This is a genomic window from Streptomyces sp. NPDC001492, from assembly GCF_053597275.1.
The window spans coordinates 23,035-49,665 of record NZ_JBSFHW010000057.1; the positions used below are offsets into that span (position 1 = coordinate 23,035).

24 protein-coding genes and 2 pseudogenes are annotated in these 26,631 nt (G+C 71.6%); 14 read left to right on the plus strand and 12 right to left on the minus strand.

The genetic code is table 11. The features are described from left to right. The first annotated feature begins 37 nt into the window (after positions 1 to 37). Positions 38 to 940: a LysR family transcriptional regulator gene (locus ACWC1K_RS43785; protein WP_450839070.1), complete on the plus strand. Its 903-nt coding sequence runs from the start codon at positions 38 to 40 to the stop codon at positions 938 to 940. Positions 941 to 1,015: 75 nt separating this feature from the next. On the opposite strand, the gene ACWC1K_RS43790 is transcribed toward ACWC1K_RS43785, so the two are convergent. Next, positions 1,016 to 1,579, minus strand: a complete 564-nt coding sequence (locus tag ACWC1K_RS43790; protein ID WP_389081995.1) for an NAD(P)H-dependent oxidoreductase — start codon at positions 1,577 to 1,579, stop codon at positions 1,016 to 1,018. A gap of 101 nt (positions 1,580 to 1,680) precedes the next feature. Here ACWC1K_RS43790 and ACWC1K_RS43795 point away from each other — a divergent pair, with 101 nt between their 5' ends. From ACWC1K_RS43795 to ACWC1K_RS43810, 4 genes are all read left to right on the plus strand, one after another. Continuing rightward, complete coding sequence (locus ACWC1K_RS43795; RefSeq protein ID WP_450839073.1) at positions 1,681 to 2,361, plus strand: TetR/AcrR family transcriptional regulator; 681 nt, start codon at positions 1,681 to 1,683, stop codon at positions 2,359 to 2,361. A gap of 61 nt (positions 2,362 to 2,422) precedes the next feature. Then, complete coding sequence (locus ACWC1K_RS43800) at positions 2,423 to 3,472, plus strand: LacI family DNA-binding transcriptional regulator (protein ID WP_450839074.1); 1,050 nt, start codon at positions 2,423 to 2,425, stop codon at positions 3,470 to 3,472. Positions 3,473 to 3,489: 17 nt separating this feature from the next. Continuing rightward, positions 3,490 to 4,668, plus strand: a complete 1,179-nt coding sequence (locus tag ACWC1K_RS43805) for a 4-hydroxybenzoate 3-monooxygenase (RefSeq protein ID WP_450839075.1) — start codon at positions 3,490 to 3,492, stop codon at positions 4,666 to 4,668. 30 nt (positions 4,669 to 4,698) lie between these two features. Further along, positions 4,699 to 6,135 (plus strand): benzaldehyde dehydrogenase, encoded by a 1,437-nt coding sequence (locus ACWC1K_RS43810; protein ID WP_450839076.1) that lies wholly within the window; start codon positions 4,699 to 4,701, stop codon positions 6,133 to 6,135. A 24-nt stretch (positions 6,136 to 6,159) separates the two neighbouring features. On the opposite strand, the gene trxA is transcribed toward ACWC1K_RS43810, so the two are convergent. Beyond that, entirely contained in the window at positions 6,160 to 6,546 is a 387-nt protein-coding gene (trxA, locus tag ACWC1K_RS43815; RefSeq protein ID WP_099933232.1) for a thioredoxin, read from the minus strand. Between the two features lie 121 nt (positions 6,547 to 6,667). Here trxA and ACWC1K_RS43820 point away from each other — a divergent pair, with 121 nt between their 5' ends. Further along, complete coding sequence (locus ACWC1K_RS43820) at positions 6,668 to 8,101, plus strand: dihydrolipoyl dehydrogenase family protein (RefSeq protein WP_450839078.1); 1,434 nt, start codon at positions 6,668 to 6,670, stop codon at positions 8,099 to 8,101. Between the two features lie 18 nt (positions 8,102 to 8,119). Here the strand turns inward: ACWC1K_RS43820 and ACWC1K_RS43825 are convergent. Further along, positions 8,120 to 9,708, minus strand: a pseudogene (locus ACWC1K_RS43825) (ABC-F family ATP-binding cassette domain-containing protein). 228 nt (positions 9,709 to 9,936) lie between these two features. After that, a complete protein-coding gene (locus ACWC1K_RS43830) occupies positions 9,937 to 10,590 on the minus strand; it encodes a peptide deformylase (protein WP_450839080.1) in 654 nt (217 codons plus the stop codon). A 147-nt stretch (positions 10,591 to 10,737) separates the two neighbouring features. Between ACWC1K_RS43830 and ACWC1K_RS43835 the strand changes: the two genes are divergently transcribed. Then, positions 10,738 to 12,183: a PepSY-associated TM helix domain-containing protein gene (locus tag ACWC1K_RS43835; RefSeq protein WP_450839082.1), complete on the plus strand. Its 1,446-nt coding sequence runs from the start codon at positions 10,738 to 10,740 to the stop codon at positions 12,181 to 12,183. A gap of 81 nt (positions 12,184 to 12,264) precedes the next feature. Here ACWC1K_RS43835 and ACWC1K_RS43840 read toward each other — a convergent pair whose 3' ends face one another. The 3 genes from ACWC1K_RS43840 to ACWC1K_RS43850 all read right to left on the minus strand — a co-directional run bounded on the left by ACWC1K_RS43840 (position 12,265) and on the right by ACWC1K_RS43850 (position 13,645). Next, on the minus strand, positions 12,265 to 12,612 hold the full coding sequence (locus ACWC1K_RS43840) for a tetratricopeptide repeat protein (RefSeq protein ID WP_123969347.1): 348 nt from the start codon (positions 12,610 to 12,612) through the stop codon (positions 12,265 to 12,267). A gap of 80 nt (positions 12,613 to 12,692) precedes the next feature. After that, on the minus strand, positions 12,693 to 13,157 hold the full coding sequence (locus tag ACWC1K_RS43845) for a MarR family winged helix-turn-helix transcriptional regulator (protein WP_450839084.1): 465 nt from the start codon (positions 13,155 to 13,157) through the stop codon (positions 12,693 to 12,695). Positions 13,158 to 13,159: 2 nt separating this feature from the next. Beyond that, on the minus strand, positions 13,160 to 13,645 hold the full coding sequence (locus ACWC1K_RS43850; protein WP_450839086.1) for a MarR family winged helix-turn-helix transcriptional regulator: 486 nt from the start codon (positions 13,643 to 13,645) through the stop codon (positions 13,160 to 13,162). Positions 13,646 to 13,757: 112 nt separating this feature from the next. On the opposite strand from ACWC1K_RS43850, the gene ACWC1K_RS43855 reads away from it, so the two are divergent. Both ACWC1K_RS43855 and ACWC1K_RS43860 read left to right on the plus strand, forming a co-directional pair. Continuing rightward, the gene (locus ACWC1K_RS43855) at positions 13,758 to 14,723 is read left to right on the plus strand and encodes a pirin family protein (protein WP_450839087.1); all 966 of its coding nucleotides are present in this window, start codon (positions 13,758 to 13,760) and stop codon (positions 14,721 to 14,723) included. Positions 14,724 to 15,084: 361 nt separating this feature from the next. Continuing rightward, positions 15,085 to 15,597, plus strand: a pseudogene (locus tag ACWC1K_RS43860) (MFS transporter); the annotation flags it as partial. A 263-nt stretch (positions 15,598 to 15,860) separates the two neighbouring features. Here ACWC1K_RS43860 and ACWC1K_RS43865 read toward each other — a convergent pair. From ACWC1K_RS43865 to ACWC1K_RS43885, 5 genes are read right to left on the minus strand one after another with little or no spacing between them, the layout of a single operon-like run. Next, on the minus strand, positions 15,861 to 16,877 hold the full coding sequence (locus tag ACWC1K_RS43865; RefSeq protein ID WP_450839088.1) for a branched-chain amino acid ABC transporter permease: 1,017 nt from the start codon (positions 16,875 to 16,877) through the stop codon (positions 15,861 to 15,863). Beyond that, entirely contained in the window at positions 16,874 to 17,746 is an 873-nt protein-coding gene (locus ACWC1K_RS43870) for a branched-chain amino acid ABC transporter permease (protein WP_450839090.1), read from the minus strand. The genes ACWC1K_RS43865 and ACWC1K_RS43870 overlap by 4 nt, the downstream gene beginning before the upstream one ends. Further along, the gene (locus ACWC1K_RS43875) at positions 17,743 to 18,471 is read right to left on the minus strand and encodes an ABC transporter ATP-binding protein (protein ID WP_450839091.1); all 729 of its coding nucleotides are present in this window, start codon (positions 18,469 to 18,471) and stop codon (positions 17,743 to 17,745) included. The genes ACWC1K_RS43870 and ACWC1K_RS43875 overlap by 4 nt, the downstream gene beginning before the upstream one ends. Next, the gene (locus ACWC1K_RS43880) at positions 18,468 to 19,196 is read right to left on the minus strand and encodes an ABC transporter ATP-binding protein (RefSeq protein ID WP_450839093.1); all 729 of its coding nucleotides are present in this window, start codon (positions 19,194 to 19,196) and stop codon (positions 18,468 to 18,470) included. Before ACWC1K_RS43880 ends, ACWC1K_RS43875 begins: the two co-directional genes overlap by 4 nt. After that, a complete protein-coding gene (locus ACWC1K_RS43885; RefSeq protein WP_450839094.1) occupies positions 19,193 to 20,515 on the minus strand; it encodes an ABC transporter substrate-binding protein in 1,323 nt (440 codons plus the stop codon). The genes ACWC1K_RS43880 and ACWC1K_RS43885 overlap by 4 nt, the downstream gene beginning before the upstream one ends. Before the next feature lie 266 nt (positions 20,516 to 20,781). On the opposite strand from ACWC1K_RS43885, the gene ACWC1K_RS43890 reads away from it, so the two are divergent. From ACWC1K_RS43890 to ACWC1K_RS43910, 5 genes are all read left to right on the plus strand, one after another. Continuing rightward, positions 20,782 to 22,149: an amidase family protein gene (locus ACWC1K_RS43890; RefSeq protein ID WP_450839096.1), complete on the plus strand. Its 1,368-nt coding sequence runs from the start codon at positions 20,782 to 20,784 to the stop codon at positions 22,147 to 22,149. 20 nt (positions 22,150 to 22,169) lie between these two features. Further along, the gene (locus ACWC1K_RS43895) at positions 22,170 to 23,189 is read left to right on the plus strand and encodes a carbon-nitrogen hydrolase family protein (RefSeq protein ID WP_450839098.1); all 1,020 of its coding nucleotides are present in this window, start codon (positions 22,170 to 22,172) and stop codon (positions 23,187 to 23,189) included. Next, positions 23,186 to 23,923, plus strand: a complete 738-nt coding sequence (locus ACWC1K_RS43900; protein ID WP_450839100.1) for an IclR family transcriptional regulator — start codon at positions 23,186 to 23,188, stop codon at positions 23,921 to 23,923. The genes ACWC1K_RS43895 and ACWC1K_RS43900 overlap by 4 nt, the downstream gene beginning before the upstream one ends. Positions 23,924 to 24,023: 100 nt before the next feature. Continuing rightward, positions 24,024 to 25,652 (plus strand): thiamine pyrophosphate-dependent enzyme, encoded by a 1,629-nt coding sequence (locus ACWC1K_RS43905; RefSeq protein WP_450839101.1) that lies wholly within the window; start codon positions 24,024 to 24,026, stop codon positions 25,650 to 25,652. A 22-nt stretch (positions 25,653 to 25,674) separates the two neighbouring features. Then, positions 25,675 to 26,616, plus strand: a complete 942-nt coding sequence (locus ACWC1K_RS43910; RefSeq protein WP_450839102.1) for a malate dehydrogenase — start codon at positions 25,675 to 25,677, stop codon at positions 26,614 to 26,616. Positions 26,617 to 26,631: the final 15 nt, after the last annotated feature.

Genomic DNA, 26,631 nt, shown 5'->3' on the forward strand with positions numbered 1-26,631 from the left:
GTTGACTTTGTGGACCCGACCTTGAAGCCTGGGCTTCATGATTGACCTGCGCCGACTGCACGTCCTGCGGGCCGTGGCCCACTACGGCACGGTCACCGCGGCCGCCCGTGCCCTGCACTTCACCACGTCCGCGGCCTCCCAGCAGATCCGCCAGCTCGCCCGCGACCTCGGCGTCGATCTCCTGGAACCGCAGGGCCGCGGGGTGCGGCTCACCCCTGCCGCCGAGAGCCTGCTCGCGCACGCGGACGCGATCCAGGCCCGCTGGGAACAGGCCGAGCTCGAGCTGCGCGCCGAACACACCCCCGCCGGGCCGCTGCGTGTCAGCGGGTTCCCGGTGGCCGTCTCGGTGCTGCTGGCCCCCATGGCGGTCCGGCTGCACCAGCGGCATCCCGGGCTGTCCGTGCGCATCCAGGAAGCCGGCGTCCCCGGCAGCTTCGACCTGCTCTTCGAGGGGGAGACCGACCTCGCCGTGGTCGAGGCCACCCCGCACAACCCGCCCCTGAGCGACGTCCGCTTCGACCAGCAGCCGCTCCTGGACGACCCGTTCGACCTCGTCGTCCCCGAGGACCACCCGCTGGCCGGGCGCGAGCGCGTCGACCTGTCCGAGGCGGCGCACGAGGACTGGATCGCCCCGGTCGCGGACAGCCCCTGCCGCCCGCACGTGCTGTCCGCCTGCGGCGAGGCAGGGTTCAGCCCGGACATCGTCCACCACGCGCTGGACTGGAACGTCACGGCCCACCTGGTCGCGAGCCGCCTCGGCGTCGCGCTGGTCCCGCGGCTGGCCCAGCTCACCCAGCACCTGCCGATCACCCGGGTGCGCTGCACCGGCAACCCGCACCGCAAGCTGCTCACCTGCACCCGCCGGGGCGCCCGGGAACGGCCCGCGGTCGCGGCCGCCCTGGGGGAACTGCGCGAACTGGCGACGGCAGTGGTGGCCTGACACCCGGACCCGACACGCAAAGGGGCCGGAGCTGATCCGCTCCGGCCCCTCAGGTTCTGCTGCGGTTGCGCCCGCTCAGGCGGCAGCGGCCTCGTCCGCGTGGCCGTGGATGCGGGCGATGACCTCGGTCAGCTGCGCGGCGACCTCGGCGTCGTCGGCCGGGTGGGTCTCGGCGAAGCGGACCACGGAGCCGGGGATGGAGAGCTTGACGTCCTCCAGCACCTTGCCGCCGGCGATACCCACGGCCTTGCGGGTCTCGTCCTGCGCCCACACGCCGCCGAACTGGCCGAAGGCGGTGCCGACCACGGCGACCGGCTTGCCGCCGAAGGCGCCGGCGCCGTAGGGGCGGGACAGCCAGTCGATGGCGTTCTTCAGGACGGCCGGGATGGTGCCGTTGTACTCGGGGGAGAAGAACAGGAACGCGTCGGCGGCCTGCGCGGCCTCGCGCAGCTTCGTGGCGGCGGCCGGGACGCTGCCCTCGACGTCGATGTCCTCGTTGTAGAAGGGGATCTCGGCCAGGCCCTCGAACAGCACGACGTCCGCGCCCTCGGGGGCCAGCTTGACGGCCGCCTCGGCGAGCTGGCGGTTGTGCGAACCGGCGCGAAGGCTGCCGACGAGCGCAAGGATGCGAACAGACATGGGGTACTCCAGGGGATGCTGAAACATTGCCGTTACGATCCGGACCGAGGTCCGTTTAGTTTCTAGCACCCTAACCGGACCGCGGTCCAGTTTTGTTCCCGATGCTTTACGCTGTCTTCATGTCCGCCACGCTGCCGCCCTTCCCGAGGCCTCAGGAGCCCGCCGGCGAGCCCGAGTTGCTGCAGCTCAGCTCCGCCGAGGACGAGCCGTGCCTGCGCGCAGACGCCGCCCGCAACCGGGCCCGGCTGCTGGAGGCGGCCACCCGGCTGATCGCGGAGCACGGGGCGGCCGGGGTCACGATGGAGGCGGTCGCCGCGGCGGCCAACGTGGGCAAGGGGACCGTCTTCCGCCGCTTCGGCGACCGCACCGGGCTGCTGATGGCGCTGCTGGACCATTCGTCGAGGAAGCTCCAGGCCGACTTCCTCGGCGGGCCGCCGCCGCTGGGCCCCGGGGCGCCGGCGATCGAGCGGCTGCGGGCGTTCGGGGTGGCGGTGCTCTACCGCTCGGTCGAACAGCTGGACCTGCAACTGGCCGCCCAGCCGGAACCCACCCGCCGCTTCGGCCACCCCTCGCTCCAGGCCCTGCACACCCACGTCACGATGCTGCTGCGGCAGATCGCCCCGGACGCCGACTGCGAACTCCTCGCCCAGACCCTGATGGGCTATCTCGACCCCGCCCTGATCCACCATCTGACCAAGCAGTGCGGCATGCCGCTGGAGCGTCTGGAGAAGGGCTGGATCGACCTGGTCGACCGCGTCACCCACGGCCGCCCGCCCTGCTGAACCCCGCCCGGACACGGTCTCCGGCGCCCCGCCTGTGGCCTCGGCCACAGGTTCTGCGAAGATGCCGTACGTCATGGTGCAGATACCGAAAACGCCCGCGTCCTCGTCACCCGCACCGCGCTCCGTGCCCACGAGCGCCGATGTGGCCCGCCTGGCGGGCGTCTCGCGCGCGACCGTCTCCTACGTCCTCAACAACGCCAGCGCCGTACGGATCAGCGAGCCCACGCGCCGCCGTGTCCACGAGGCCGCCAAGGAACTCGGGTACGTCCCGCACGCGGCCGCCCGCAGCCTGCGCGCCGGGCACAGCCGCATGGTCCTGATGCCCGCGCCCAGCTTCCCGGTCGGCCCCCTCTACAGCCAGTTCATCAGCGAGCTGCAGTGGGCGCTGGGCCGGCTCGACTACACGGTCGTGCAGTACGGCTCCGTCGGCGTGCACGGCGACGAGGCTGCCCGGGCCTGGGCCGAGCTGCGCCCGGTCGCGGTCCTGGTGCCCGGCCCCGGCTCCCTCACCCCGCAGGGCGTGACCGTGCTCAAGCGCTCCGGCGCCCGGGCCGTCGTCACCCTCGGCCCCCACTCCGTCGACGGCGCCCACGCCCTGCTCATGGACCACGAGACCGTCGGCCACTGCGCAGGCAGCCATCTCTTCGACCGCGGCCGGCGCCGCATCGGCGTCGTCGTACCCGAGGAGGACGGCCTGGAGTCCTTCTCCCTGCCCCGCCTCGAAGGCGTGCGCCGCGCCCTGCACGGCACCGACGCCACCGTCACCGAACTGCCCCTCGGCTACGCGGAGGAATCCGCCGCGCGCCTCGCCGCGCGCTGGCGCGAGCTCGACCTGGACGCCGTGTTCGCGTACAACGACGAGTACGCGATGCTGCTGATGCGCGCCCTGCAGGACGCGGGGGTGCGCATCCCGGAGGACACGGCCGTGATCGGCGCCGACGACCTCATGCTCGGCCGGCTGCTCAGGCCCCGGCTGAGCACGGTCCACATCGAGCTGCCGTCCGGCCGCGACCTCGCCGAACTGGTCGACCGCGCGGTCCGCAACCCGGGCGCCGCGCCCGAGACGCACAAGGTGCTGGGAGCCACGGTGGTCCACCGCGACTCCAGCTGAAGCCAGGGGAGGCGCCCATGCGCACGACGGTCGGCATCATCGGCGGCGGTCCCGCCGGGCTGCTCCTGGCCCGGCTGCTGCACCGCACGGGCATCGACTGCGTCGTCCTGGAGGCCAGGACCCGCGAGTACGTCGAGCACCGCCAGCGCGCCGGCATGCTGGAGCAGGGCACCGTGGACGCCCTGCGCGAGGCCGGTGCCGCCGAGCGCATGAACGCCGAGGGACTGGTCCACCAGGGCATCGAGCTGCGCTTCGACCGCGAACGCCACCACATCGACTTCCCCGCCCTCACCGGCGGTCGCACCGTCACCATCTACGCCCAGACCGAGATCGTCAAGGACCTCGTCGCCCTCCAACTGGCCGACGGGCCACCCCTGTTGTTCGAGGCGGTGGCCCTCGCGATCGAGAAGCCGGAGAGCGCCTCGCCCGTCGTACGCTTCCTGCACGAGGGCCGCGAACAGACGCTGACCTGCGACTGGGTGATCGGCTGCGACGGCTTCCACGGCATCTCCCGCGACACCTTCCCCGCCGCGAGCAGCCGCGCGTACGCGCACGACTACCCGTACTCCTGGCTCGGCATCCTCGCCGACGTGGCGCCCTCCTGCGAGGAGCTGATCTACGCACGCGGCGAGAGCGGCTTCGCCCTGCACAGCATGCGCTCCCCGCACCTGTCCCGCCTCTACCTCCAGGTCCCCCACCACACCGACCCCGAGGACTGGCCCGACGAGCGCATCTGGGACGAGCTCGCCGCCCGCTTCGCCGTCGACGCCGACTGGACCCTGCACCGCGGTCCGATCACCGCCAAGTCTGTGACCTCGATGCGCAGCTACGTCCACGAACCGATGCGCCACGGCCGGCTGCTGCTGGCCGGCGACGCCGCCCACATCGTGCCGCCGACCGGGGCCAAGGGCCTCAACCTCGCCGTCTCCGACGTCCGCGTCCTCGCCCGCGCCTTCGCCGAGCTGCACCGCAGCGGATCCGAGCAACTCCTCGACACCTATTCGGAGATCTGCCTCGCACGGGTGTGGCAGGCCACGCGCTTCTCCTACGACATGACTAAGATGTTGCATGCTCAACCAGATGGGGATGTGTTCGAGAACCGCCTGCAGTTGACACGCCTGCGCCGGATCGCCGCATCCCGCCACGCGGCCGCCGAACTGGCCGCCAACTACACGGGACTTCCGCTGATGACGTGAGTCCCGCCGGTGACGAAACGGAGAGCCGTCATGCCGTTGCTCGACCCGAAGACCTGGCAGCCCCGACCCCTGTCGGGACCGGAGTACGCCGTGACGGAGCCCGCCACCGGGGACACCCTCGCGACCGTCACCCTCGCCTCGGCCGCGGACGTCGGCCCGGCCGCCGAGGCCGCCCGCGCCGCCCAGACCGAGTGGGCCCGAGCCCCGCACTTCGTCCGCGCCGGCGTCCTGCGCAAGGCCGGTGACCTGTTCGCCGCGCACGCCGACGAGCTGCGCGAATGGCTCGTGCGCGAGTCCGGCTCGATCCCCGGCAAGGCCGAATTCGAGCTGCACGTCGCCGCCCAGGAGTGCTATGAGGCCGCCGCCCTCGCGTCCCGCCCGGCCGGACAGATCCTGCCCAGCGAGGCGCCCCGCCTGTCGTACACGCGCCGTATCCCGGTCGGCGTGGTCGGCGTGATCTCCCCGTTCAACGCCCCGCTGATCCTCTCGATCCGCTCGGTCGCCCCGGCCCTCGCGCTCGGCAACGCGGTCGTTCTCAAGCCGGACCCGCGCACCGCGGTCTGCGGCGGGCTCTCCCTCGCCGCGGTCTTCGCCGAGGCAGGCCTGCCCGAGAACCTGCTGCACGTCCTGCCGGGCGGCCCGGACGTCGGCCAGGCCCTGGTCGCCGACCCGAAGGTGCCCGTCATCTCCTTCACCGGCTCCACGGCAGCGGGCCGCGCGGTCGGCGAGGCGGGCGGCCGCCACCTCAAGCGCGTCCACCTGGAACTCGGCGGCAACTCCGCGATGGTCGTCCTCGAGGACGCCGACCTCGACGCCGTGATCTCCACGGCCGCCTGGGGCTCGTTCTTCCACCAGGGCCAGATCTGCATGACGACCGGCCGCCACCTGGTGCACCAGTCGCTCTACGAGGAGTACGTCGAGCGCCTCGCCGCCAAGGCCGACTCCCTCGCCGTCGGCGACCCGCACCGCGAGCAGGTCCATCTCGGGCCCATCATCGACGACGCCCAGCTGACCAAGGTGCACGGCCTGGTCGAGGCCAGCACGTCGGGCGGCGCCAAGCTGGCCGCGGGCGGGACCCACGACCGCCTGTTCTACCGTCCGACGGTCCTCGCGGGCGTCGACGATCACAGCCCCGCCTATGCCGAGGAGGTCTTCGGCCCGGTCGCGCCGGTACGGTCCTTCGCCACCGTCGACGAGGCCGTGGCCCTCGCCTCGGCGGGGGAGTACGGGCTGTCCCTGGGCATCGTCACGCGCGACGCCGCCCGCGGTCTCGACCTCGCCGAACGCATCCCGACCGGCATCGTCCACATCAACGACCAGACGGTCAACGACGAGGCCGTGGCGCCCTTCGGCGGCGTCGCCGCGTCCGGCACCGGCGCCCGCTTCGGCGGCGAGGCCAACCTGGAGGCCTTCACCGACGTGCGCTGGACGACGGTGCGCGGTGACGTGGCGCCGTATCCCTTCTAGAGAGGGCTACTGCTCCAGAGAGGGCTACTGGCCGTTCTGCTCGGCCTGCGCCTGCTGCTCCGCGACCGCCTTGCGGACCTCGTCCATGTCCAGCTTGCGGGCCTGGCCGATGACATCCGTCAAGGCGGCCTCGGGCAGTGCGCCCGGCTGAGCGAACACCGCGACCTGGTCGCGGACGATCATCAGCGTCGGGATCGACTGGATACCGAAGGCCGCGGCCAGCTCCGGCTGCGCCTCGGTGTCGATCTTGCCGAACACCAGGTCCGGGTTGTCCTCGGCCGCCTTCTCGTAGACCGGCGCGAACTGACGGCACGGCCCGCACCACGACGCCCAGAAGTCGATCAGGACGAAGTCGTTGTCCGTGACCGTCTGGTCGAAGTTCTCCTTGGTGAGCTCCACGGTGCTGCTCATGACCTGAATTTCCTCTTCCTGCTGTCGGGGCGAAGCCGTCGGCACAACACGGCCGGCCGGTCACGTATTCCGCGCCCCTACCCGTGTGGCCTGAGCGCACACCACCCACCAGACTGACCTCATGACGGAAACGGAAACCATCGCGTACGACGTCGTGGTGCTCGGGGCCGGGCCCGTGGGGGAGAACGTCGCCGACCGCACCCGCGCGGCCGGCCTGTCCACCGCGGTCGTGGAGAGCGAGCTGGTCGGCGGCGAGTGCTCGTACTGGGCCTGCATCCCCAGCAAGGCCCTGCTGCGCCCGGTCATCGCCCGCGCCGACGCCCGCCGCGTACCGGGCCTGCGCCAGGCGGTGCAGGGCCCCCTCGACGCCGCAGCGGTCCTCGCGCACCGCAACTACTACACCTCCGACTGGCACGACGACGGCGCCGCCGGATGGCTCGACGGCATCGGCGCCGACCTGCACCGCGGCCACGGCCGCCTGACCGGCCCGCGTACGGTGACCGTCACCGGCTCCGACGGCGGGCAGAAGGTGCTCACCGCCCGGCACGCCGTCGCCGTCTGCACCGGCACCGACGCCGTCCTGCCCGACCTGCCGGGCCTGGCCGACGTCAAGCCGTGGACCAGCCGGAACGCCACCAGCGCACAGGAGGTACCGGGCCGGCTGGTCGTGGTGGGCGGGGGAGTGGTCGCCACCGAGATGGCCACCGCCTGGCAGGCCCTCGGCTCCCAGGTCACCGTTCTCGTCCGTGGCAAGGGCCTGCTCAACCGCATGGAACCCTTCGCCGGGGAGCTGGTCGCCGAGGCCCTCACCGAGGCCGGCGCGGACGTGCGCACCGGCACCTCGGTCGAGTCGGTCACCCGCGAGAACGGCACGGTGGTCGTGGTGACCGACCAGGGCGACCGCATCGAGGCCGACGAGATCCTCTTCGCCACCGGCCGCCGCCCGAAGACCGGCGACATCGGCCTGGAGACGGTCGGACTGGAGCCGGGCGGCTGGCTCCCGGTCGACGACAGCCTGCGCGTGGCCGGCAACGACTGGCTCTACGCGGTCGGCGACGTCAACCACCGCGCCCTCCTCACCCACCAGGGCAAGTACCAGGCCCGCATCGCGGGCGCCGCCATCGCCGCCCGCGCCTCCGGCGTCCCGCTCCTCGAATCCGACCCCTGGGGCGCCCACGCCGCCACCGCCGACCACCACGCCGTCCCCCAGGTCGTCTTCACCGACCCGGAGGCGGCTGCCGTAGGCCTCTCCCTCGCCGAGGCGGAACAGGCCGGCCACCGGGTCAGGGCCGTGGACGTCGAGATGACCTCCGCATCCGGCGCCGGTCTGTACGCCGACGGCTACCGCGGCCGAGCCCGTATGGTCGTCGACCTGAACGAGGAGATCCTGCGCGGAGTCACCTTCGTCGGCCCCGGCGTCGGCGAACTCATCCACTCGGCCACCATCGCGGTCGCCGGCCAGGTCCCGATCAGCAGGCTCTGGCACGCGGTGCCGTCGTTCCCGACGATCAGCGAGGTGTGGCTGCGGCTCCTGGAGGCGTACCGCGACAACTGACGCCTGTTGCAAGGGACTTCACGCGGGCACCACCAGCTCCAGGTAGTCCTCGCTCCACAGGTCCTCCTCGGACTCCGGCAGCAGCAGCACCCGGTCCGGGCGCAGCGCCGCGACGGCGGCCTCGTCGTGGGTGACCATGACGATCGCGCCCGGATACGTGCCCACCGCCGCCAGGACCTCGGCTCGGGATGCCGGGTCCAGGTTGTTGGTGGGCTCGTCCAGGAGCAGCACGTTCGCGCCGGAGTGGACCAGGCCCGCCAGGGCGAGTCGGGTCTTCTCCCCGCCGGACAGCACACCGACGCGCTTGTGGACGTCGTCCCCCTGGAACAGGAACGAGCCCAGTACACCCCGCACTTCGCCGTCCGTCAGGTGCGGGGCGGCGGACGCGAGATGGGCGCCGACCGTCGACTCGGCGTCCAATGTGTCGTGTTCCTGCGCGAAGTAGCCGAGCCGCAGCCCGGGCCCGGGCGCCACCCTGCCGCCGTCGGGCGCGACCTGACCGGCCAGGATCCGCAACAGGGTCGTCTTTCCGGCCCCGTTGGGCCCGAGGACCACCAGCCGGCTGCCCCGCTCGACCGCCAGATCCACGCCGTCCAGGACGCGATGGCCGCCGTAGGACATCGTCAGGCTGATCGCGCCCAGCGGGATCCGCCCGCACGGAGCGGGTTCGGGGAGACGGATGCGGGCCACCTTTTCCGTGCGCCGCACCGGTTCGAGGTCGGACAGCAGGCGGTCGGCTCGCCGGGCCATGTTCTTCGCGGCCACCGCCGTCGACGCACGGGCGCGCATCTTGTTCGCCTGTGTGTGCAGCGACGCCGCCTTGCGCTCCGCGCTCGCCCGCTCCCGCTCCCGCCGCCGGTCGTCGGCCGCGCGCTGGGCGAGGTAGGTGCCCCAGCCGGTGTTGTGGACGTCGATCGCGGCGCGCTGCGGGTCCAGGTGGAAGACCCGGTTGACGGTGTGGGCGAGCAGGGAGGTGTCGTGGCTGATGAGGACCATTCCGGCCTTTGATGGTTCGTCAAGTACGTGCGCAGCCAGGCGATCGCGCCGACATCCAGGTGGTTCGTCGGCTCGTCGAGCAGCAGTGTGCCGTGGTCCGCGAACAGGATGCGAGCCAGTTCCACCCGGCGGCGTTGCCCACCCGACAGTGCGCCGAGCGGTCGACCGAGCAGTTCGTCGGGCAGGCCGAGCCCGGCGGCGATCCGAGCCGCCTCGGCCTCCGCCGCGTACCCACCGCGGGCCTGGAACTCGGCCTCCGCCCGCACATAGGCGTCCATCGCCCGCTCCGACCCGTCGGCCATGGCCGCCTCGGTACGGTGCAGCGCTCGTACGGCCTGGTCGAGACCGCGCGCGGACAGGATGCGGTCGGTGACCGTGACCGCCGGATCGGCTGCCCGCGAGTCCTGCGGCAGGTGGCCGACCGCACCGGTACGGGCGACGGTCCCTGCGGCCGGACGCAGCGTGCCGGCAAGGGTGTTGAGCAGAGTGGTCTTACCGGCCCCGTTGCGGCCCACCAGGCCGATGCGGTCGCCGGGGGAGATGTGGAAGGAGATGCCGGACAGCAGCAGACGCGCGCCGACGCGCACGTCGACACCACGAACGGTGATCATGAGAAACGCTCCGAAGCAAGCAAAGAGGACACACGGGTGGCGTGGAAGCGGGTCCTGTAGCTAGGAGATTCGGGGCGTTGACATACGGCCACCGTAGCGGTGGCGACGTCATGGGCGCCTGGGATTTTTACCGACGCGAGGCGGGGCCGTTGCCGTCGCAGGGGGAGCAGGCAAGATCGCCGTCGGGAAGGGCCGATCCAGCAGCGCTCCTACCTGGACAAACGTACTTCACGGCTGTGACGGCAGAGCGAATCCCAGGGCGTGCGCCGCCTCCTTCGGCGTCGGCTGAGTCCACCGCTGCGCCATCGCCTGGTTCGAGGACAGCGAGCGCAGCTCGGCCCGGTCCAGATACAGCGTCCCGTCGAGATGGTCCGTCTCATGCTGCACGATCCGTGCCGGCCAGCCGCTGAACACCTCGTCCACGGGGCGCCCGTACTCGTCCTCACCCCTCAGCCGCACCTCTGCGGCCCGTGCCACCACCGCCTGCCAGCCCGGCACACTCAGACAGCCCTCGAAGAAGGCGGCCTTGGCGGCGCCGACGGGCTCGTACGCCGGATTGACCAGTACCCGGAACGGCTGCGGCACCCGGCCGCGAGCCAGCCGTACCTCCTCCGGCACCGGTGCCGGATCCTCGATCACCGCGATCCGCAGCGGCACGCCCACCTGCGGGGCGGCGAGGCCCACGCCCGGCGCTTCGTGCATGGTGAGGCGCAGGGCCTCGATGAAGCGGGCCAGCAGCGCGGGGTCGAGCTGGCCCTCGAAGCGCTCGGTGCCGCGCCTCAGGACCGGGTCGCCCGCCGCAACGATGGGCAACGGGCCGCCGGCGGCGAGGAGTTCCTCGACCTGCTCGGCCAGGGGCGCGTGATCACGAGGAGTTGCCATCGGGCCAGGATGCCATGGACCTGGGCCACTGCCGTCTCGGTGTGTGACGCGGGCCACTTCTGTCACCGGGAACTCGGCGGGCCCCGCCCCCGACTACTGGACCGCTACGCCACTTCACGTCCACGCCCCCCGGGAGAAGCCCTGCCGATGTCCACCGCTCCCTCGACCTCCCCCACTTCCGGCTCCGCTCCAGCGGGGGGACCCCCACCGGACGGGACCCCGCAACCGGCCGCCGCCGCCCCGGCGCCGTCCCCGAGCCGACTGGCGCCGCTGCGTCCGCTGGTGCTGCGACTGCACTTCTACGCCGGCGTGTTCGTCGCGCCGTTCCTGCTCATCGCCGCCGTCACCGGCTTCCTCTACGCCGGTGCGTTCCAGGCCGAGAAGCTCCTGTACGCCCACGAGATGACGGTTGCCAAGGTCGGCGACACCAAGCTGCCGATATCCCAGCAGGTCACTGCGGCGCGCAAGGCGCACCCCGAGGGCGCCGTCTCGGCGGTACGGCCATCTCCGGAGGCCGATGCCACCACCCGTGTGATGCTGTCCGGCGTCAAGGGAGTCGACCCCGACCACACCCTCGCCGTCTTCGTGGACCCGTACACCGGCACGGTGCGCGGCGCGCTCGAACAGTACGGCTCTACGGGCGCGCTGCCGCTGCGGACGTGGATCGACGAGTTCCATCGCGACCTGCACCTCGGCGATACCGGCAGGCTCTACAGCGAGTTCGCCGCGAGCTGGCTGTGGGTGATCTCCGGCGGTGGCCTGGTGCTGTGGTTCTCCCGCCGCCGGGCCCTGCGCAAGGTGCGCGGCACCAGCGGGCGGCGCCGCACGCTCGGTCTGCACGGCGCCGTCGGCGTGTGGGCCGCCGCCGGGTTCATCTTCCTGTCGGCGACCGGTCTGACCTGGTCGACCTACGCCGGGGCGAACATCGACACGCTGCGTACCTCGCTCGGTCAGGCCACTCCGTCGGTCTCGGCGGCGGCGCGCGGCGACCACGCGGGGCACGGCGCCTCCGCCGCCACCGGGTCCGGCGAACACGGCGTCGGCCTCGACAAGGTGCTGGCGGCGGCACGGGCCAAGGGCCTGTCCGACCCGGTCGAGATCGTGCCGCCCGCCGATGCGAACTCCGCATACGTCGTCAAGCAGGTGCAGCGCAGCTGGCCCGAGAAGCAGGATTCGGTCGCGGTCGACCCGTCCACCGGCAAGGTCACCGACGAACTGCGCTTCGCCGACTACCCGCTGCTCGCCAAACTGACCCGCTGGGGCATCGACCTGCACACCGGCATCCTGTTCGGCCTGGTCAGCCAGATCGCCCTGATGCTCCTCGCGCTCTGCCTCATCCTGCTGATCGTCTGGGGCTACCGCATGTGGTGGCAGCGCGGCCGCGGCTCCGCCTTCGGCCGGCCGATCCCACGGGGCGCCTGGCAGCAGGTACCCCCGCAGATCCTCGTCCCGGCGGTCGCCGGCATCGCCGTCCTCGGCTACTTCGTGCCACTGCTCGGCATTCCGCTGGCCGCTTTCGTCGTCGTCGACGTCCTCCTCGGCGAGATCGCCCACCGGAAGGGGCGGCCCACACCGGCCCCGGCTGCGAAGTAGCGGGCCGGGGCAGGGCGGAGACATGGCCGGGGCCCGGTTCCTTCCCGGAACCGGGCCCCGGCCGCACAGCTGCGGCGCCGCTCAGACCTGCTCGAAGTCGCCCGCGAGAGCCGAGGCGATCCGCATGTGCGACTCGGCCTCCTCGTGCCGTCCCTGCCGCTGGAGCGTGCGGCCGAGCATCAGCCGGGCGTAGTGCTCCACCGGGTCGCGCTCGACGATGACGCGCAACTCGCTCTCCGCGCGCCGCAGTTGGGCCGAGTGGTAGTAGGCACGCGCCAGCAGCAGCCGCGGTCCGGTCTGCTCCGGCACCTCCTCGACCAGCCCGCCCAGCACGCGCGCGGCGGCGGCGTAGTCCTTGGCGTCGAAGAACATCTGCGCGCGCTCCCAGCGCTCCGCCGGTGTTCCGTGGTCGTAGTACGTCATCTCCACTCGTGACCTCCTTCGTGCACTCCAACCGAACGAGGTCGTTGAACATTCCACTACGCATGCGGTACGGCCGAGAGGGGCGCTCAGGCCGCCAGCGCCGCCAGCTCTGCGTTGGCCCGCTCGGCCACCAGAGCCAGCACACGCCCGGCCGCCGCCAGGTCCTCCGCGGGGATACCGGCATAGATCCGGGCGGAGATCACCGCGGTCTCAGCGCTGACTTCGGCGTGGAAAGCCCGTCCGGCATCGGTGGCACGGACATCGGTCGCCTCGTCGGCCACCAGTCCCTTGGTGATGAGCTCCTCTATGACGCCCTGCACTTCGGCCGCGTCGACCTTGAGCGCACCGGCGACCTGCCCGACGAGCTCTTCGCGTTCGAGGGGCCCTTCGACGGTGAGGGGCCGCAGGGTGATCTGCTGCTGGAAGGTGGCGCCGTGACCGGCCAGTACGTGCTCCAGGACGGCACGGCCTGCGTAGTGGGCCAGGGCGATGACGCGAGGATCGGCGGGCGGTGCGCTGTGGTAAGTGGTGGTCGGTGCCGTGGTGGTCATGACTACTCCTTCTCGCTCTCAGTGTTCTCGCCGAACGGATCAAGAGGTGCGTCGAGCAGGGTCGCCAGCTCCCGGGTGAACTCCCGCGTGCGGGGGCTGTCGAGGCCGCCGAGCGGCTGCAGCAACTGCTGCAGAAGCCCCTGTACGACCTTGATCGCGCGCCCGGTGACCTCGCGGCCCTGCTCGGTGAGCGCCAGCTGCACCGCACGCGGGTCCTTGGGGTCCCGGGTGCGCTCGATCAGGCCGGCCGCTTCCAGGGTGCGGGCCAGTTTGGACACGTACAGCGGCTCGAGGCCCGTCACGTCGGCGAGGCGGCGCTGGCTGGGACGCTCCCCGCCGCGCTGCATGCCGTACAGCGAGGCCACCAGCGAGTACTGCGCGTGCGTGAGCCCGAGCGGGGCCACTGCCCGGTCGACGGCCACCCGCCACTTCATCGACAGACGCCACACCAGGAAGCCGGGCGTGGCCTTCTCGGAACCTGTGCTCATGACGAATACAGTACATGGCTACTATGTCCATGGCTACTATTCCTATGAGGGTGAGCGAGAACGCCCGGGTGACGGACTGACGAGATGCCCTCGACGGGGCTAGGTTGGCGCCATGAGCAATCTTGATCGCGAGCCGGTTCCCGCCGTGTGCGGCGGCCGTGGATTCGTCGTGGCGGAGCCCGTGCGTGAACTCCTCAGCCCTCGCCGTGTCAAGCTCGGCGAGTCGACCGAAGTGCGCCGTCTGCTGCCCAACCTGGGCCGCCGCATGGTCGGCGCCTGGTGCTTCGTCGATCACTACGGCCCCGACGACATCGCCGACGAGCCCGGCATGCAGGTGCCGCCGCACCCGCACATGGGCCTGCAGACGGTGAGTTGGCTGCACGAGGGCGAGGTGCTGCACCGCGACTCCACCGGCAGCCTGCAGACGATCCGCCCCCGTGAACTGGGACTCATGACCTCCGGCCGGGCCATCAGCCACTCCGAGGAGAGCCCCCGGCAGCACGCCCGTTTCCTGCACGGCGCCCAGCTGTGGGTCGCCCTCCCGGACGGCCACCGCCACACCGACCCCCACTTCGAACACCACGCCGAACTGCCGCGCGTCACGGCTCCCGGCCTCAAGGCCACGCTGATCCTCGGCACCCTCGACGGCGCGACCTCGCCCGGGACGACGTACACCCCGATCGTCGGCGCCGACCTGACGCTCGCCCGAGGCGCGGACGTACGCCTGCCGCTGGAGCCGGACTTCGAGTACGCCGTCCTGTCCATGTCCGGCGAGGCCCACGTCGACGGCGTGCCCGTCCTGCCGGGTTCGATGCTCTACCTCGGCTGCGGCCGCACCGAACTCCCGCTGCGCGCCGAGTCGGACGCAGGCCTGATGCTCCTGGGCGGCGAGCCCTTCGAGGAGGAGCTGATCATGTTCTGGAACTGGATCGGACGCTCCCAGGAAGAGATCGTGCAAGCCCGCCGGGACTGGATGGAAGGGGCGCGCTTCGGTGAGGTGAAGGGGTACGACGGGGCGCCACTGCCTGCTCCGGAACTGCCGCCGGTGCCGTTGAAGCCGCGGGGGAGGGTGCGCTGACCTGCGGAAACGCGTAAGCATCGGTGACCGCAGGGTGGAAGGCGGTCGGGTAATTCTCACTGTCTTCCACCTGCTTGCCGGGAGGTGTCTGAACAACTGGCCGGCTCAGCCGGTGCGGTTGGCGATTCCACGGTGTGGCTGTCTGTGGGTGACTGTGGCAGGACTCTTGCTGACCCAATGCTGACTTTGCTGACGCCTCGTCAGGTCGAGTGATGGGCTCTTTTCCAAGCTCCGGGGCTTGCGGAGGCGTTTGCAGGTTCGGTGGTGTCCGGACCGATGCTGACCTGGCTGGCGGTCGAGTGGGGCGTTGCGGGAGGGGCGCGGGCCCGAAGCCGGGGGCCGTCTGCGCGTCGTGCTTCTGATGGCCGGCAGCTGTCTGCCGATCCTCGGCGCGGTGCTGCTCGCTCCGGTGCTGCCGAAGATGCAGGCGCACTTCGCCACAGTGCCCGGCGCCAAGGCGCTAGTCCCGCTGGTCCTGACCGTCCCCGCACTCGCGCTCGCCCTGCTGGCCCCTTCGCGGGCGTCATCATCGACCGGCTGGGACGCAAACGCCTCCTGATCGTCGCGGCCGTCCTGTACGCCCTGTTCGGCACCGCACCGCTGTGGCTGGACTCCCTCGGTGCCATCGTGGCCAGCCGCGCCCTCCTCGGCGTCACCGAGGCCGCCATCATGACCTGCTGCACCACACTGATCGGCGACTACTACGGGGGCCGGGCACGCGACCGCTACCTGGCCCTGCAGACGGTGTGCGCCACCATTTCCGCCACTGCCTTCTTCATACTCGGCGGGGCGATGGGCACCTCGGGCTGGCGGGCCCCGTTCCAGCTCTACGCCGTCGGGCTGCTCCTCGCCCCCTCGATGGCCGCATTCCTGTCCAGGCCCAGGCCGGGCGCCCCCGTGGACGAGGCGCTCACCGTCGGGCATCGACGCTCCTCGGCCGGTCGGCTGGCCGGCATCTGCCTGCTCACGCCTGTGCCGTCGCCCTCGACGGCGCTCTCGTACTTAAGCGTCAGCCTCCCGCCGGGTGAATCTTGTGCTGGGCTCCGTGCACCACACCTGTTGCACCGCTATGGTCGTCCCGATCGCTTCTGAGCTGCATGAACTCGAACCGCACGCTCGCGGCGCCCCAGAACTGACCTACAACCGGACCGTATGGCGGACCGGGAAGACGGCGAATCCCGTGCGGTGCGCGAGCGTTCCCCACAGTCCTCGCGGCAGGTACAGCGAAACCACGATGGCCGCCGCGCCGACCACGATCAGGTACCAGACGCCGCTCTGCGCGAAGTACTTGTCGAGGAGGAAGTACGCGATCGCGCCGACGACGGGGCCCTCGATCGTGCCGATGCCGCCGATGATCACCATGAAGACCATCAGGGCCGAGTACTGCACCCCGAAGATCTGCGTCGGTGATGCCACCCCCAGGCTGTTGACGCAGATCACCGCGCCGGCGGCGGCACATCCGGCGGCCGCGGTGATGTAGATGATCCGCTTGCCTCGGGTGACGTTCACGCCGAGGGAACCGGCGGCGGTGTCGTCGTCGCGGATGGCTTGGAGGCTCAGGCCGAGGCGGCTGCGCAGGACGGCGTAGGTGCCGAGGACGGCCGCGGCCATGACGGCGAGCGCCAGCCAGTAGGTGAAGGCGCGTCGCAGCACCGGATCGGCGGTGACGTCCGAGAGGGAGCGTCCGCTCGCCGCGCCCAGGGAGTGGAAGCGGACCACGATCAGGCGGACGACCTCGGCGATCACCCAGGTGCCGACGGCGAAGTAGCCGCCGCGCAACCGGAAGGCGAGGTACGACACCGGCCAGGCGAGCAGCGCCACCACGGCGGAGACGACGAGCGTGCCCGCGTAGACGTTCACGCCGTGGTCGTTGACGATGAACAGCAGGTAGGCGCCCAGGCCGATGAACGCCTGCTGGCCCATCGACATCATGCCCGCGTAGCCCGCGAGCAGGTTCCACATGGAGGCCAGGGCCACCAGGTAGCAGAGCTTGACCAGTTGGGCCGTGACGCCCGATTCGACGACGTAGGGGAGGGCCGCCATCGCCAGGAGGACGACGGCTGTGCCCGTGAGCCCGAGGACCGTGGCGCGGCCACCCCGGTGTACGGCCGGCAGTGCGGTCGCCTCGGGGGCGGGGGCTGTCTGGACGGTCATGCGAGGACACTCCTGCCGAACAGGCCTTGCGGGCGGAATACCAGGACCAGGAGGAAGACCACGTGCCCCGCGAGCAGGGGGAGGTCCGGGGAGATCTGGGCGCCGACGGACTGGGCAACACCGAGTACCACGCCTCCGGCGAGCGTGCCCCACAGGGAGCCGAGGCCGCCGATGATGACCGTCTCGAAGGCGAACAGGACGGTGAGCTGACCCTCGAAGGGGGTGACTCCGCCCTGCCGCATCGTGTAGAGGACACCGGCCAGGGCCACCGTCGCGAAGGCGATGACCGAGGTCAGGGCGTACACGCGGCGGTTGTCGATGCCCATCAGGCGGACCACCGCGCGGTCGTCGGACGTGGCCCGGACGATACGGCCGGGCTGCGTGCGGAAGAGGAAGAGGTGCAGGGAGACGAGGACCGCCACCGCCGCCGCCACCGTGATCAGGGGGAACCAGCCGATGGCCAGGCCGCCGCCCAGGTCGATGCTCGCGGTGCCGAGCGAGCCGATGGGCACGGGCTGCGCGTCGCTGCTGAACAACTGGACCAGAACGTTCGGGATGATGACCGAGATGCCGAACGTGACCAGCATCGGGGCGAGTTCGCCGATGCCCATCGCCCGGTCCAGCATGGAGCGTTGGACCAGGTAGCCGAGCGCGCCCACCGCGACCATCGACACGACGATGGTGACGGGGACCGGGACGCCGTAGTGCGCCGCGGTCACCGAGGCCACGTAGCCGCCGAGGATCATCAGGTCCCCGTGGGCGAGGTTGGCGATCCGCATCACGCCGAAGACGAGGGACAGGCCCGCGGCGGCCATGGCGAAGATGCCGCCGAGCAGGACGCCCTGCAGGATTGCGTTGAGCCAGGTCATGGGGTCTTCACCTCCGGGAAGGCACCGGTGCCGAAGTACGCGGCGGTCACCTGGTCGCGGGTGAGTCCGGCCGCCGTGCCGGTCAGCACGATCCGGCCCTCCAGGACACACGCGATACGGTCCGCCACGGCGAACGTGCGGTTGAGGTCCTGCTCGACCAGGATCACGGTCGCGCCCTCGGCACGGATACCGGGCAGCGCCGTGTAGAGCTGGTCCACGACGAGCGGGGCCAGGCCCAGGGAGACCTCGTCGAGGAGCAGCAGACGCGGATTGCCCATCAGCGCGCGGCCGATGGCGACGGCCTGCTGCTCACCGCCGGAGAGCCGGGCCGCCTTGCGGGTACGGCGGTCGGCGACGAGCGGCATCGCCTCGTACACCTTGGCCAGGTTCCAGGGGCCCTTGCGCCCGGTGGCGGCGCCCACCTGGAGGTTCTCCTCCACGGTGAGCGACGGGAAGAGCCGGCGGCCCTCCGGGACCAGGCAGACGCCCTTGCGGGCCCGGCGGATGTCCGGCTCGGCGGTGACGTCCTCACCGGCCAGGCCGATCGTGCCGCGGAAGGGCTTCAGTGCTCCCGCGATGGTTTTCAACAGGGTGGACTTTCCGGCTCCGTTGGCGCCGACGAGGGCGAGCAGTTCACCCTCGGCCACTTCCAGGTCGATGCCGAACAAGGCCTGGAAGTCGCCGTATCCGGCATCGACGGAGTCGACTCGCAGAAGCGTGCTCATGCCGCCGTACCTCCCAGGTAGACCTCCGCGACCTCGTCGCTGGCCAGTACCTCGTGCGGGTCGCCGTCGACGCGGATCTGGCCGTAGGCGAGGCAGACCAGCCGGTCGACGACCTGGACCAGGGCCTTGACGACATGCTCGATCCACAGGATCGTCACGCCGGACTCCTTCAGGGACAGCACGGTGGCGACGAGTTCCTCCGCCTCGGCCTCGGTGAGGCCGCCCGCGATCTCGTCGAGGAGCAGCAGGTCGGGGCCGGTGGCCAGGGCCCGGGCCAGCTCCAGCCGTTTGCGGCCGAGCAGGGGCAGGGAGCCGGCGGGCTTGTTGGCGAGGTGGAGCAGCCCGGCGGTCTCCAGCGCGCGCAGGGCCTGCTCGCGGGCGGGGCCGCCCCGCAGCCGGGCCCCCCGCTCGGCGCCGACCAGCGCGTTCTCGAACACGGTCAGGTCGCCGAACGGGCGCGGTATCTGGAAGGAGCGGCCGACGCCGAGCCGACATCGCTCGGCCGCGGACGTGCGGGTGACATCGCGGCCCGCGAGCCGCACGGAACCGGCGGTCGCGCGCTCGACGCCCGAGATCGCGCTGAGCAGGGTCGACTTGCCCGCGCCGTTCGGGCCGACGATGCCGACCGCCTGCCCGCGGGGGACGGTCAGCTCGACGTCCTCCAGGACCCGCAACTCGCCGAAGTGCACGGCGAGATGGTCCACTTCGAGGAGTGGAGCGGTCACAGTTCTACCGCCTTGGCGTCGGGCTTGACCATCGGCAGCAGGCTGTTGCTGACGACCTTCAGTTCGTACGAGTTCCCGCTCCCCTTGATCCACTGGGTGCCGACCATGGGGATGGTGGCGACGTTCTTGACCGGGTTGGCCGGACCGCCGCCGGTCCAGGTGAGGTGGCCGAGGACGGTGTCGAGGCTGGTCTTCGCGATCTGGGCGGCGACGGCCTCGCGGTCCTTGGGGTTCGCGTTGCGCAGCACGTGGTTGGCCACCTCGAACAGCGCGTGGTTGGGGCCGAGGCCCTGGTTCCACGTCCGGCCCTTCGCCAGCGGGGACTTCTCGTAGTCGTCGGCGAGTGCGGTGGCGGTCTGACCGGTGATCGTGGAGGTGAACGGGAACTGCGGCACCCACCAGCTCGCCGTGCACAGCCCGTTGCCGAGGTTGTTCGGCAGGGAGGCCACCGTCGACTCGAAGAGGATGGCCTTGGAGATGGTGGCGACCTTGGGCTTGAAGTTCTGCTGTGCGGCCTGCGTCCAGAACGTCGCGAAGTCGGGCGGCGAGGGCACGCCGGCGAGGATCTCGACGCCCTCCTTCTTGAAGTTCGCGATGATGGAGGAGAAGTCCTTGGTGCCGGGCTCGTAGGGACCCGGGTCGACGAACCTGAAGCCCTTGGTCGAGGGCTGCGAGCGGTAACCGGTGGTCTTGTCCCGGAAGGCGTTGCCGTCGGAGTCGTTCGGCCACAGCACGCCGACCTTCTTGTTGGTGTGGTGCTGCCGCCACATGTCGGTCTCGACCCTGGACAGGTGCTCGATGCCGTCGAAGAAGTGGAACGTGTACTTGAAGGTCTTCTTCGGCGTTGCGCCACGCCCGAAGAACCAGGCCTGCCAGGGCTCGATGGTCGAGACGCAGGGCACGCCCTCGCTCTCGCACTTGGCCGCCACCGGGTGGATCGTGTCCGGCGTCGCGGTGACGAGGACGAGGTCGACCTGCTGCTGGGAGATCAGCTCGTCCGCGATGGTGGCCGCCTGCTGCGGGTCCGAGCCCGTGTCGCGGTCCAGGATCTTCACCTCGTACTTCTTGCCGTCGTGGGTGATCCCCTTGGCGAAGAAGGCACGCACCTGCTCGAGAATGTAGGCGTCGGACTCGGCGAAGGCCGCGTAGGCGCCCGTGCGGGGGCTGACGTAACCGATCTTGATGGTGTCGCCGGTCGAGCTGCCCGAGCCCTTGAGGCCGGAGGAACAGGCGGAGAGGATCGGGGAGGCCGCAACGGCAGAGACTCCGAGGCCTCTGAGGACGGTACGGCGGGAGGGCTTGGTCGCGGGGTGTTCCATGGCGGGCTCCGGAGGGCCTTGAGCCGCAGGTCATGCACTGCGGCGGGTGGAGGAAGTGGCCGCGAACGTAGGCCCGCCATCCGTGCCTGGACAGGGCACGGATTCGATATGAGAGACGGCGAAGTCGTCGGTGACCCTAATGAAACATCAGCTGTACGCAGAGAGACGTAGAGGGATTACGGCTGGTCCGGCGCGACGTGTCCGGAGTCTCGCATTGCGAAACCACCCTGTTCACCGGCGGCGCCGAGGGCCCCTAGGGTCCGCCCATGCACACCGCCCTCTCCCGGCTCGCCGCCGGGGCGCTCACCAGCGTCTCGCTCACCGAAGAACTCATCGCGCGCGCGGAGCGGGCGGGCGACCTGGGAGCCTTTGTCACCCTCGACGCCGACCGCGCTCTCGCCGAGGCCGCGGCAGCGGACCGCCGCCCCGCTCGGGGTCCGCTGCACGGGCTGCCGATCGCCGTCAAGGACAACATCCACGTCGCGGGACTCCCCAACACCGCGGGTTGCGAGGCGCTCGCCGGGTTCGTCCCGGACCGTGACGCGCAGGCGGTCACCCGGCTGCGTGCGGCGGGCGCGATCGTGCTCGGCAAGGCCAACATGCATGAGCTGGCCCTGGGAGCCACCACCGCGGGTGGCCCGTACGGCCCCGCCCGCAATCCGGCCGACCCCGACCGCTTCGCGGGCGGAAGCAGCGGCGGCACCGCCACGGCCGTCGCCGCCGGTCTGGCCCCGGCCGGTCTGGGCACCGACACCGGGGGCTCGGTCCGTGTCCCGGCCGCCCTGACCGGCATCGCCGGTCTTCGCCCGACGACGGGCCGTTACCCGGCCGACGGAGTGACCCCGCTGTCGTGGACGCGCGACACGATCGGCCCCATGGCCCCCACCGTCGCGGACCTGGTCCTGCTGGACACCGTCCTCGCCGCCGACCTCCTCCCGGCCGAGGCACCCGACCCGCGCGAGGTCGTGCTCGCCGTCCCCGAACACCACTTCACCGAGCCACTGCACCCGCGTACCGCCGAGGTGTGGGAGCACTCCCTGGACGTCCTCAGGGCCGCCGGGGTCCGGCTCGTGCCGGCACGGCTGCCGGAGGTCGAGACGGCCGAGGAACTGGCCGGATTCCCCATCACCCTCTACGAGGCCGCCTGCCGGCTCCCCGGCTACCTGAGCGTGGCGACGGGCGGCACGGAACCGGCGGAACTCCTGGCCCGGATCACCCACCCCGACGTCCGCACGACGATGGAGCGGGTCGTGTTCCCGCAGGCGGTCACCCGGTCGGCGTACGAGGCCGCCCTCGACGTCCGTGACCGTGTCCTCGTCGACGGCTACCGGCGGATCTTCCGCGAAACCGGAGCACACGCCGTGCTCTTCCCCACCACACCCCTGCCCGCCGGACGCATCGACACCGACACCGAGCGGGTACGGCTGGACGGCGACCCGCGTCCGACCTTCCCCACGTACATCCGCAACACGGGACCCGGCAGCGTCGCCGCACTTCCCGGTCTCACCGTGCCCGTCCGGTTGGCGAGCCCGGGACTCCCCGTGGGTGTGGCGCTCGACGCGCCCAGGAACACCGACCGACGGCTCCTGGGCCTCGGCCTGCTGGTCGAAAAGCTCCTGGACGCAGGAGCATGAAGAGAAGGAGACGATCCGACATGACCGAGACCACTCGCCGCTTCAAGGCCGCGGCCGTCCAGGCCGAGCCCACCTGGCTCGACGCGGAGGCCGGGGTCGCCAAGACCGTCGCGCTGATCGCGGAAGCGGCCCGGGGCGGGGCTTCGCTCATCGCCTTCCCCGAAGTGTGGATCCCCGGCTACCCGCACTTCCTGTGGCTGGGCGCGGTCGCCGACCAGGTTCCCTTCGTCGGCCGCTACCACGCCGCCTCGCTCACCCCCGACGGCGACGGCCTGACCACGATCCGCCGCGCCGCCCGGCAGCACGGCATCACCGTCGCGCTCGGATACAGCGAGAAGGACCACGGCTCCCTCTACATCAGCCAGACCGTGATCGCCGCCGACGGCAGCGTGCTCCTGCACCGCCGCAAGCTCAAGCCGACCCATGTCGAGCGCAGCCTGTTCGGCGAGGGCGACGGCAGCGACCTCAAGGTCGTCGACAGCGCGCTCGGCCGCCTCGGCGCCCTGAACTGCGCCGAGCACGTCCAGCCGCTCAGCAAGTACGCCCTGTACGCGCAGAACGAGCAGGTGCACATCGCCAGTTGGCCGTGTTTCGGTCTCTACCGCGACCTCGCCTTCCAGCTCAGCGCCGAGGCCAACACCGCCGCGACCCAGGTGTACGCCATCGAGGGCAGCGCCTTCGTCCTGATGGCCACCCAGGTCATCTCCCCGGCCGGCATCGACATCTTCGCGTCCACCCCCGAGCAGCGCCGCCTGCTCACGGCCGGCGGCGGCTGCTCCCGGATCTTCGGCCCCGACGGGCGAACCCTCACCAAGGATGTCGCCGAGGGTGAGGAGGCACTGGTGTACGCCGACATCGACCTCGACGAGATCGACGTCGCGAAGAACGCCTATGACCCGGCCGGGCATTACGCGCGCGCCGATGCCACCTACCTCGTTCACCGTCGCGAAGCCCGCCGGCCGGTGGTCCGGGAGGGAAGCCCCGCCGAGACCGTGCTCCCGGCGTTTCCGGCACTGGACGACGAGATCCCCGAGCCATGAGACGGCCTGCCGAGGACTCCCCGCCACCGGGCCGGCCCCCCGTCCAGACCCTGGACCGGGGGCTGCGGCTGCTGGAAGTGATCGCGCTGTCGGACGTACCGCTGACGCTGGCCGAACTGAGCGAGCAGATGGGGCTGCACCGCTCGATCGTGTACCGGCTGCTGCGCACCCTCCAGGATCACCACCTGGTCGCGCACACCACCCACGGGTACGTCATCGGCACCCGCGCGCAGTCACTGGGCCGGCGCACCCTGCCCATGCTCCAGCGCATCGCCAAGCCGGAGATCGCCAAGCTGGCCGCGCGCGTGGGCCTGACCTCCTTCTTCGTCGTCCGGGACGGCGAGGAAGCGGTGACACTGGTCTCCGTCGAGGTCGAGAGCACCCGCTCGCGCACCGTCTACAGCCCCGGCGACCGGCATCCGCTGACCGTGGGCTCTCCGGGCATCGCCATGCTGTCCGCCGAGCCGCAACTGCTCGGTGAGCGACCGGAGATCAGCCGGGCCCGGGCCGGCGGATACGCCATCACACGCAACGAGGTCGTGCGCGGCCTCGGGACGATCTCGGCGCCGGTCGTGTCGGCGCCCGGCCATGCCGTCGCCGCCGTGTCGATCGCCTTCACCGTCGAACAGCCCGGCCCGCCACAGATCGAGGCCGTCCTCGACACCGCCCGCCTCATCACCGGCCGACTGCGCGCGGAGCTGTCCACCGGAGCGGTCCTGCCCGGAGTCGACTGACTCGACCGCCGGCTCACGCACGTTTCGCATAGCGAACGTGCCCGTGGCCTCCCGGGGTTGGGCGGCTTAGCTTCCAGTCCTGCCAGAAAGGGGACCCGCGATGACCACGGCCGCCCACACCAGGACCGTCAAGGAACAGACCTTCGACATCCTGCGCCAGTACGACCTCACCACCCTCTTCAGTAACCCGGGCTCCACCGAGGTCGGCTTCCTCGCCGACCTGCCCGCCGACATCTCCTTCGTACTCGGCCTGCACGAGGGCTCGGTCGTCGGGATGGCCTCCGGCAGCGCCCTGGCCACCGGCCGCCCCGCGCTCGTACTGCTGCACACCACCGCCGGATACGGCAACGCGGTCAGCGCCCTTGCCACCGCCCGCGCCAACCGCGCGCCCCTGGTGGTCATCGTCGGCCAGCAGGACCGCCGGCATCTGCCCCACGAGCCGTTCCTCGCCGGGCGGTTGGACGGACTGGCGGGGGAGTACCCCGTGTGGCAGCACACGCCGGCCCGTCCGCAGGACGTCCCCGGCGCCGTCGCCCGCGCCTGGCACGAGGCCCTGGAAGGCCGCGGTCCCGCGGTCGTCGTCGTCCCGATGGACGACTGGTTCGCCGAGGCCGACGACGACATCGCCCAGGCCGCGCCGCGCGGACCGCTCGCAGTACGAGGCGGTCGTACGGCCTCCGACGACGCGCTGGCCGCCCTCGCCACGCTGCTGACGGCCGCCGACTCGCCCTGTCTGGTGGCGGGCGCGGGCAACGACACGGCGGACGGCTGGCAGGCGCTCGTCACGCTGGCCGAGCGCCTGGACTGCCCGGTCTACCAGGAACCGTTCGGCGCCCGCGCCGGCTTCCCCCAGGACCACCGGCTCTTCGCTGGCCACCTGCCCGCGGTGCGCCCCGCACTGCGCGAGGCGCTCGCGCCGTACGACACGGTCCTCACCGTCGGGGCCGCCGCGTTCCGCCAATACACCTACGCCCCGGGCGACTTCACCGAACCGGGCACCCGGGTCGCCGTCATCACGGACGACCCGGAGGAGGCCCACCGCAGCCCGGCGGAACTGGTGCTGCTCGCCGAACCGGCCGACACCGTACGCCGGTTGGCCCCGCGGCTGCACGCCGTCCCGCATTCCTCGGCGCCGAACCGGCCGACCGCACCCCAGCCGCCGCTGCCCGGTGAGCCCCTGCGTGCCGCTCATGTACTGGCCGCCCTCGCCGAGCGGCTCGACCCGAACGCCGTGGTGGTCGAGGAGACCCCCTCCAGCCGCCCGGACCTGCACCGGCTGCTGCCCGCCAGGGCGCCGCTCGGCTTCCTCAGCGCGGCCATGGGCGGACTGGGCTTCGCCATGCCGGCGGCGATCGGCGTCCGGCACGGCGCCCCGGACCGGCCGGTCGTGGCCGTCCTCGGCGACGGCTCCTCCCTCTACTCGATCCAGGCCCTGTGGAGCGCCGCCCACTACGGCATCGGCGTCCTGTTCGTCGTCCTCGCCAACGGCCGCTACGCGATCATGGACCGCCTGTCCGAACGCGAGGGGTCCGCCGCCCCGGCCTGGCCCGCCTTCACCGAGCTGAGCGTGTCGACCCTGGCCGAGGGCCTGGGCTGCCCGGCCGAACGGGTCGAGGACCACACTGCGCTGCTGTGCGTCCTGGACAAGGTCCTGCCGACCCTGGCGGACCGGCGTGAACCGCTCGTGCTCGAGGTCGCCGTCGAGGCCGACGCCCACTACTCCTCCTGACCCGTTGAACGGAAGGCACACAGTGAAGGTCGTCATCATCGGAGGCGCCGGCGGCATCGGCTCCTCCGCCGCGTTCAACCTGCTCTCCGCGGAGGGGACGTACGAGATCGTGCTCGTCGACACCCGGCCGAACATGATCACCAGCCACACCATGGACCTGGAGAACGCCCTCGGCCTCGGCGCCACCGCCGACACCGTGCGGGGCGGCACTCCCGAGGACGCGCTGGACGCGGACGTGGTCGTGCTGAGCGCGGCCGTCCCGCTGCGGCTGAACTCCTCCCGTTCCGTCTTTCTCGCCGACAACGCGCGGATCGTGAGCGAGTGCCTGCGACCCCTGCGCGCGGCGGGAGCGGACTTCGGCGGGCTGGTGCTCATGCTCACCAACCCCGTCGACCCGCTGCTGACCTGGGTGCACCGGCAGGGCTGGCTGCCGCGCGAGCGGCTGATCGGCTACACCCTCAACGACAGCCTCCGGCTGCGCACCGGCATCGCGTTCGCGCTCGGCGTGCCGCCGAAGGACGTCGACGCCTGGATGCTCGGCGAGCACGGCGAGGGCCAGGTCCCGCTGTACAGCCGGGTCAGGGTCGGCGGGGAGCCCGTCGTACTCACCGGCGAACAGCGCACGGCCGCCGAGGAGTACGTGGACACCTGGTACTCCAAGCACGTCGCCCTCGACTCGGGCCGCACCTCCACCTGGACCACCGGCCTGGGCACCGCCCGTCTCATCGAGGCGATCGCCACCGGCACCGGGACCCTCGTCCCCGCCTCCGTCGTGCTGGACGGCGAGTACGGCGTGCACGGCACCAGCCTCACCGTGCCCGTCGAGCTCGGGCCCGAGGGCGTACGCCGCATCGCGGCCTGGGAACTGTCGGCCGAGGAAGCGGCCGGCATGGTCCGGGCCGCCGACCGTGTCGAGGCGGGCGCCTCCGAACTGACCGACCAGGCCGTGGCTCAACCGTCCTGACCTGGCCCCCCCACG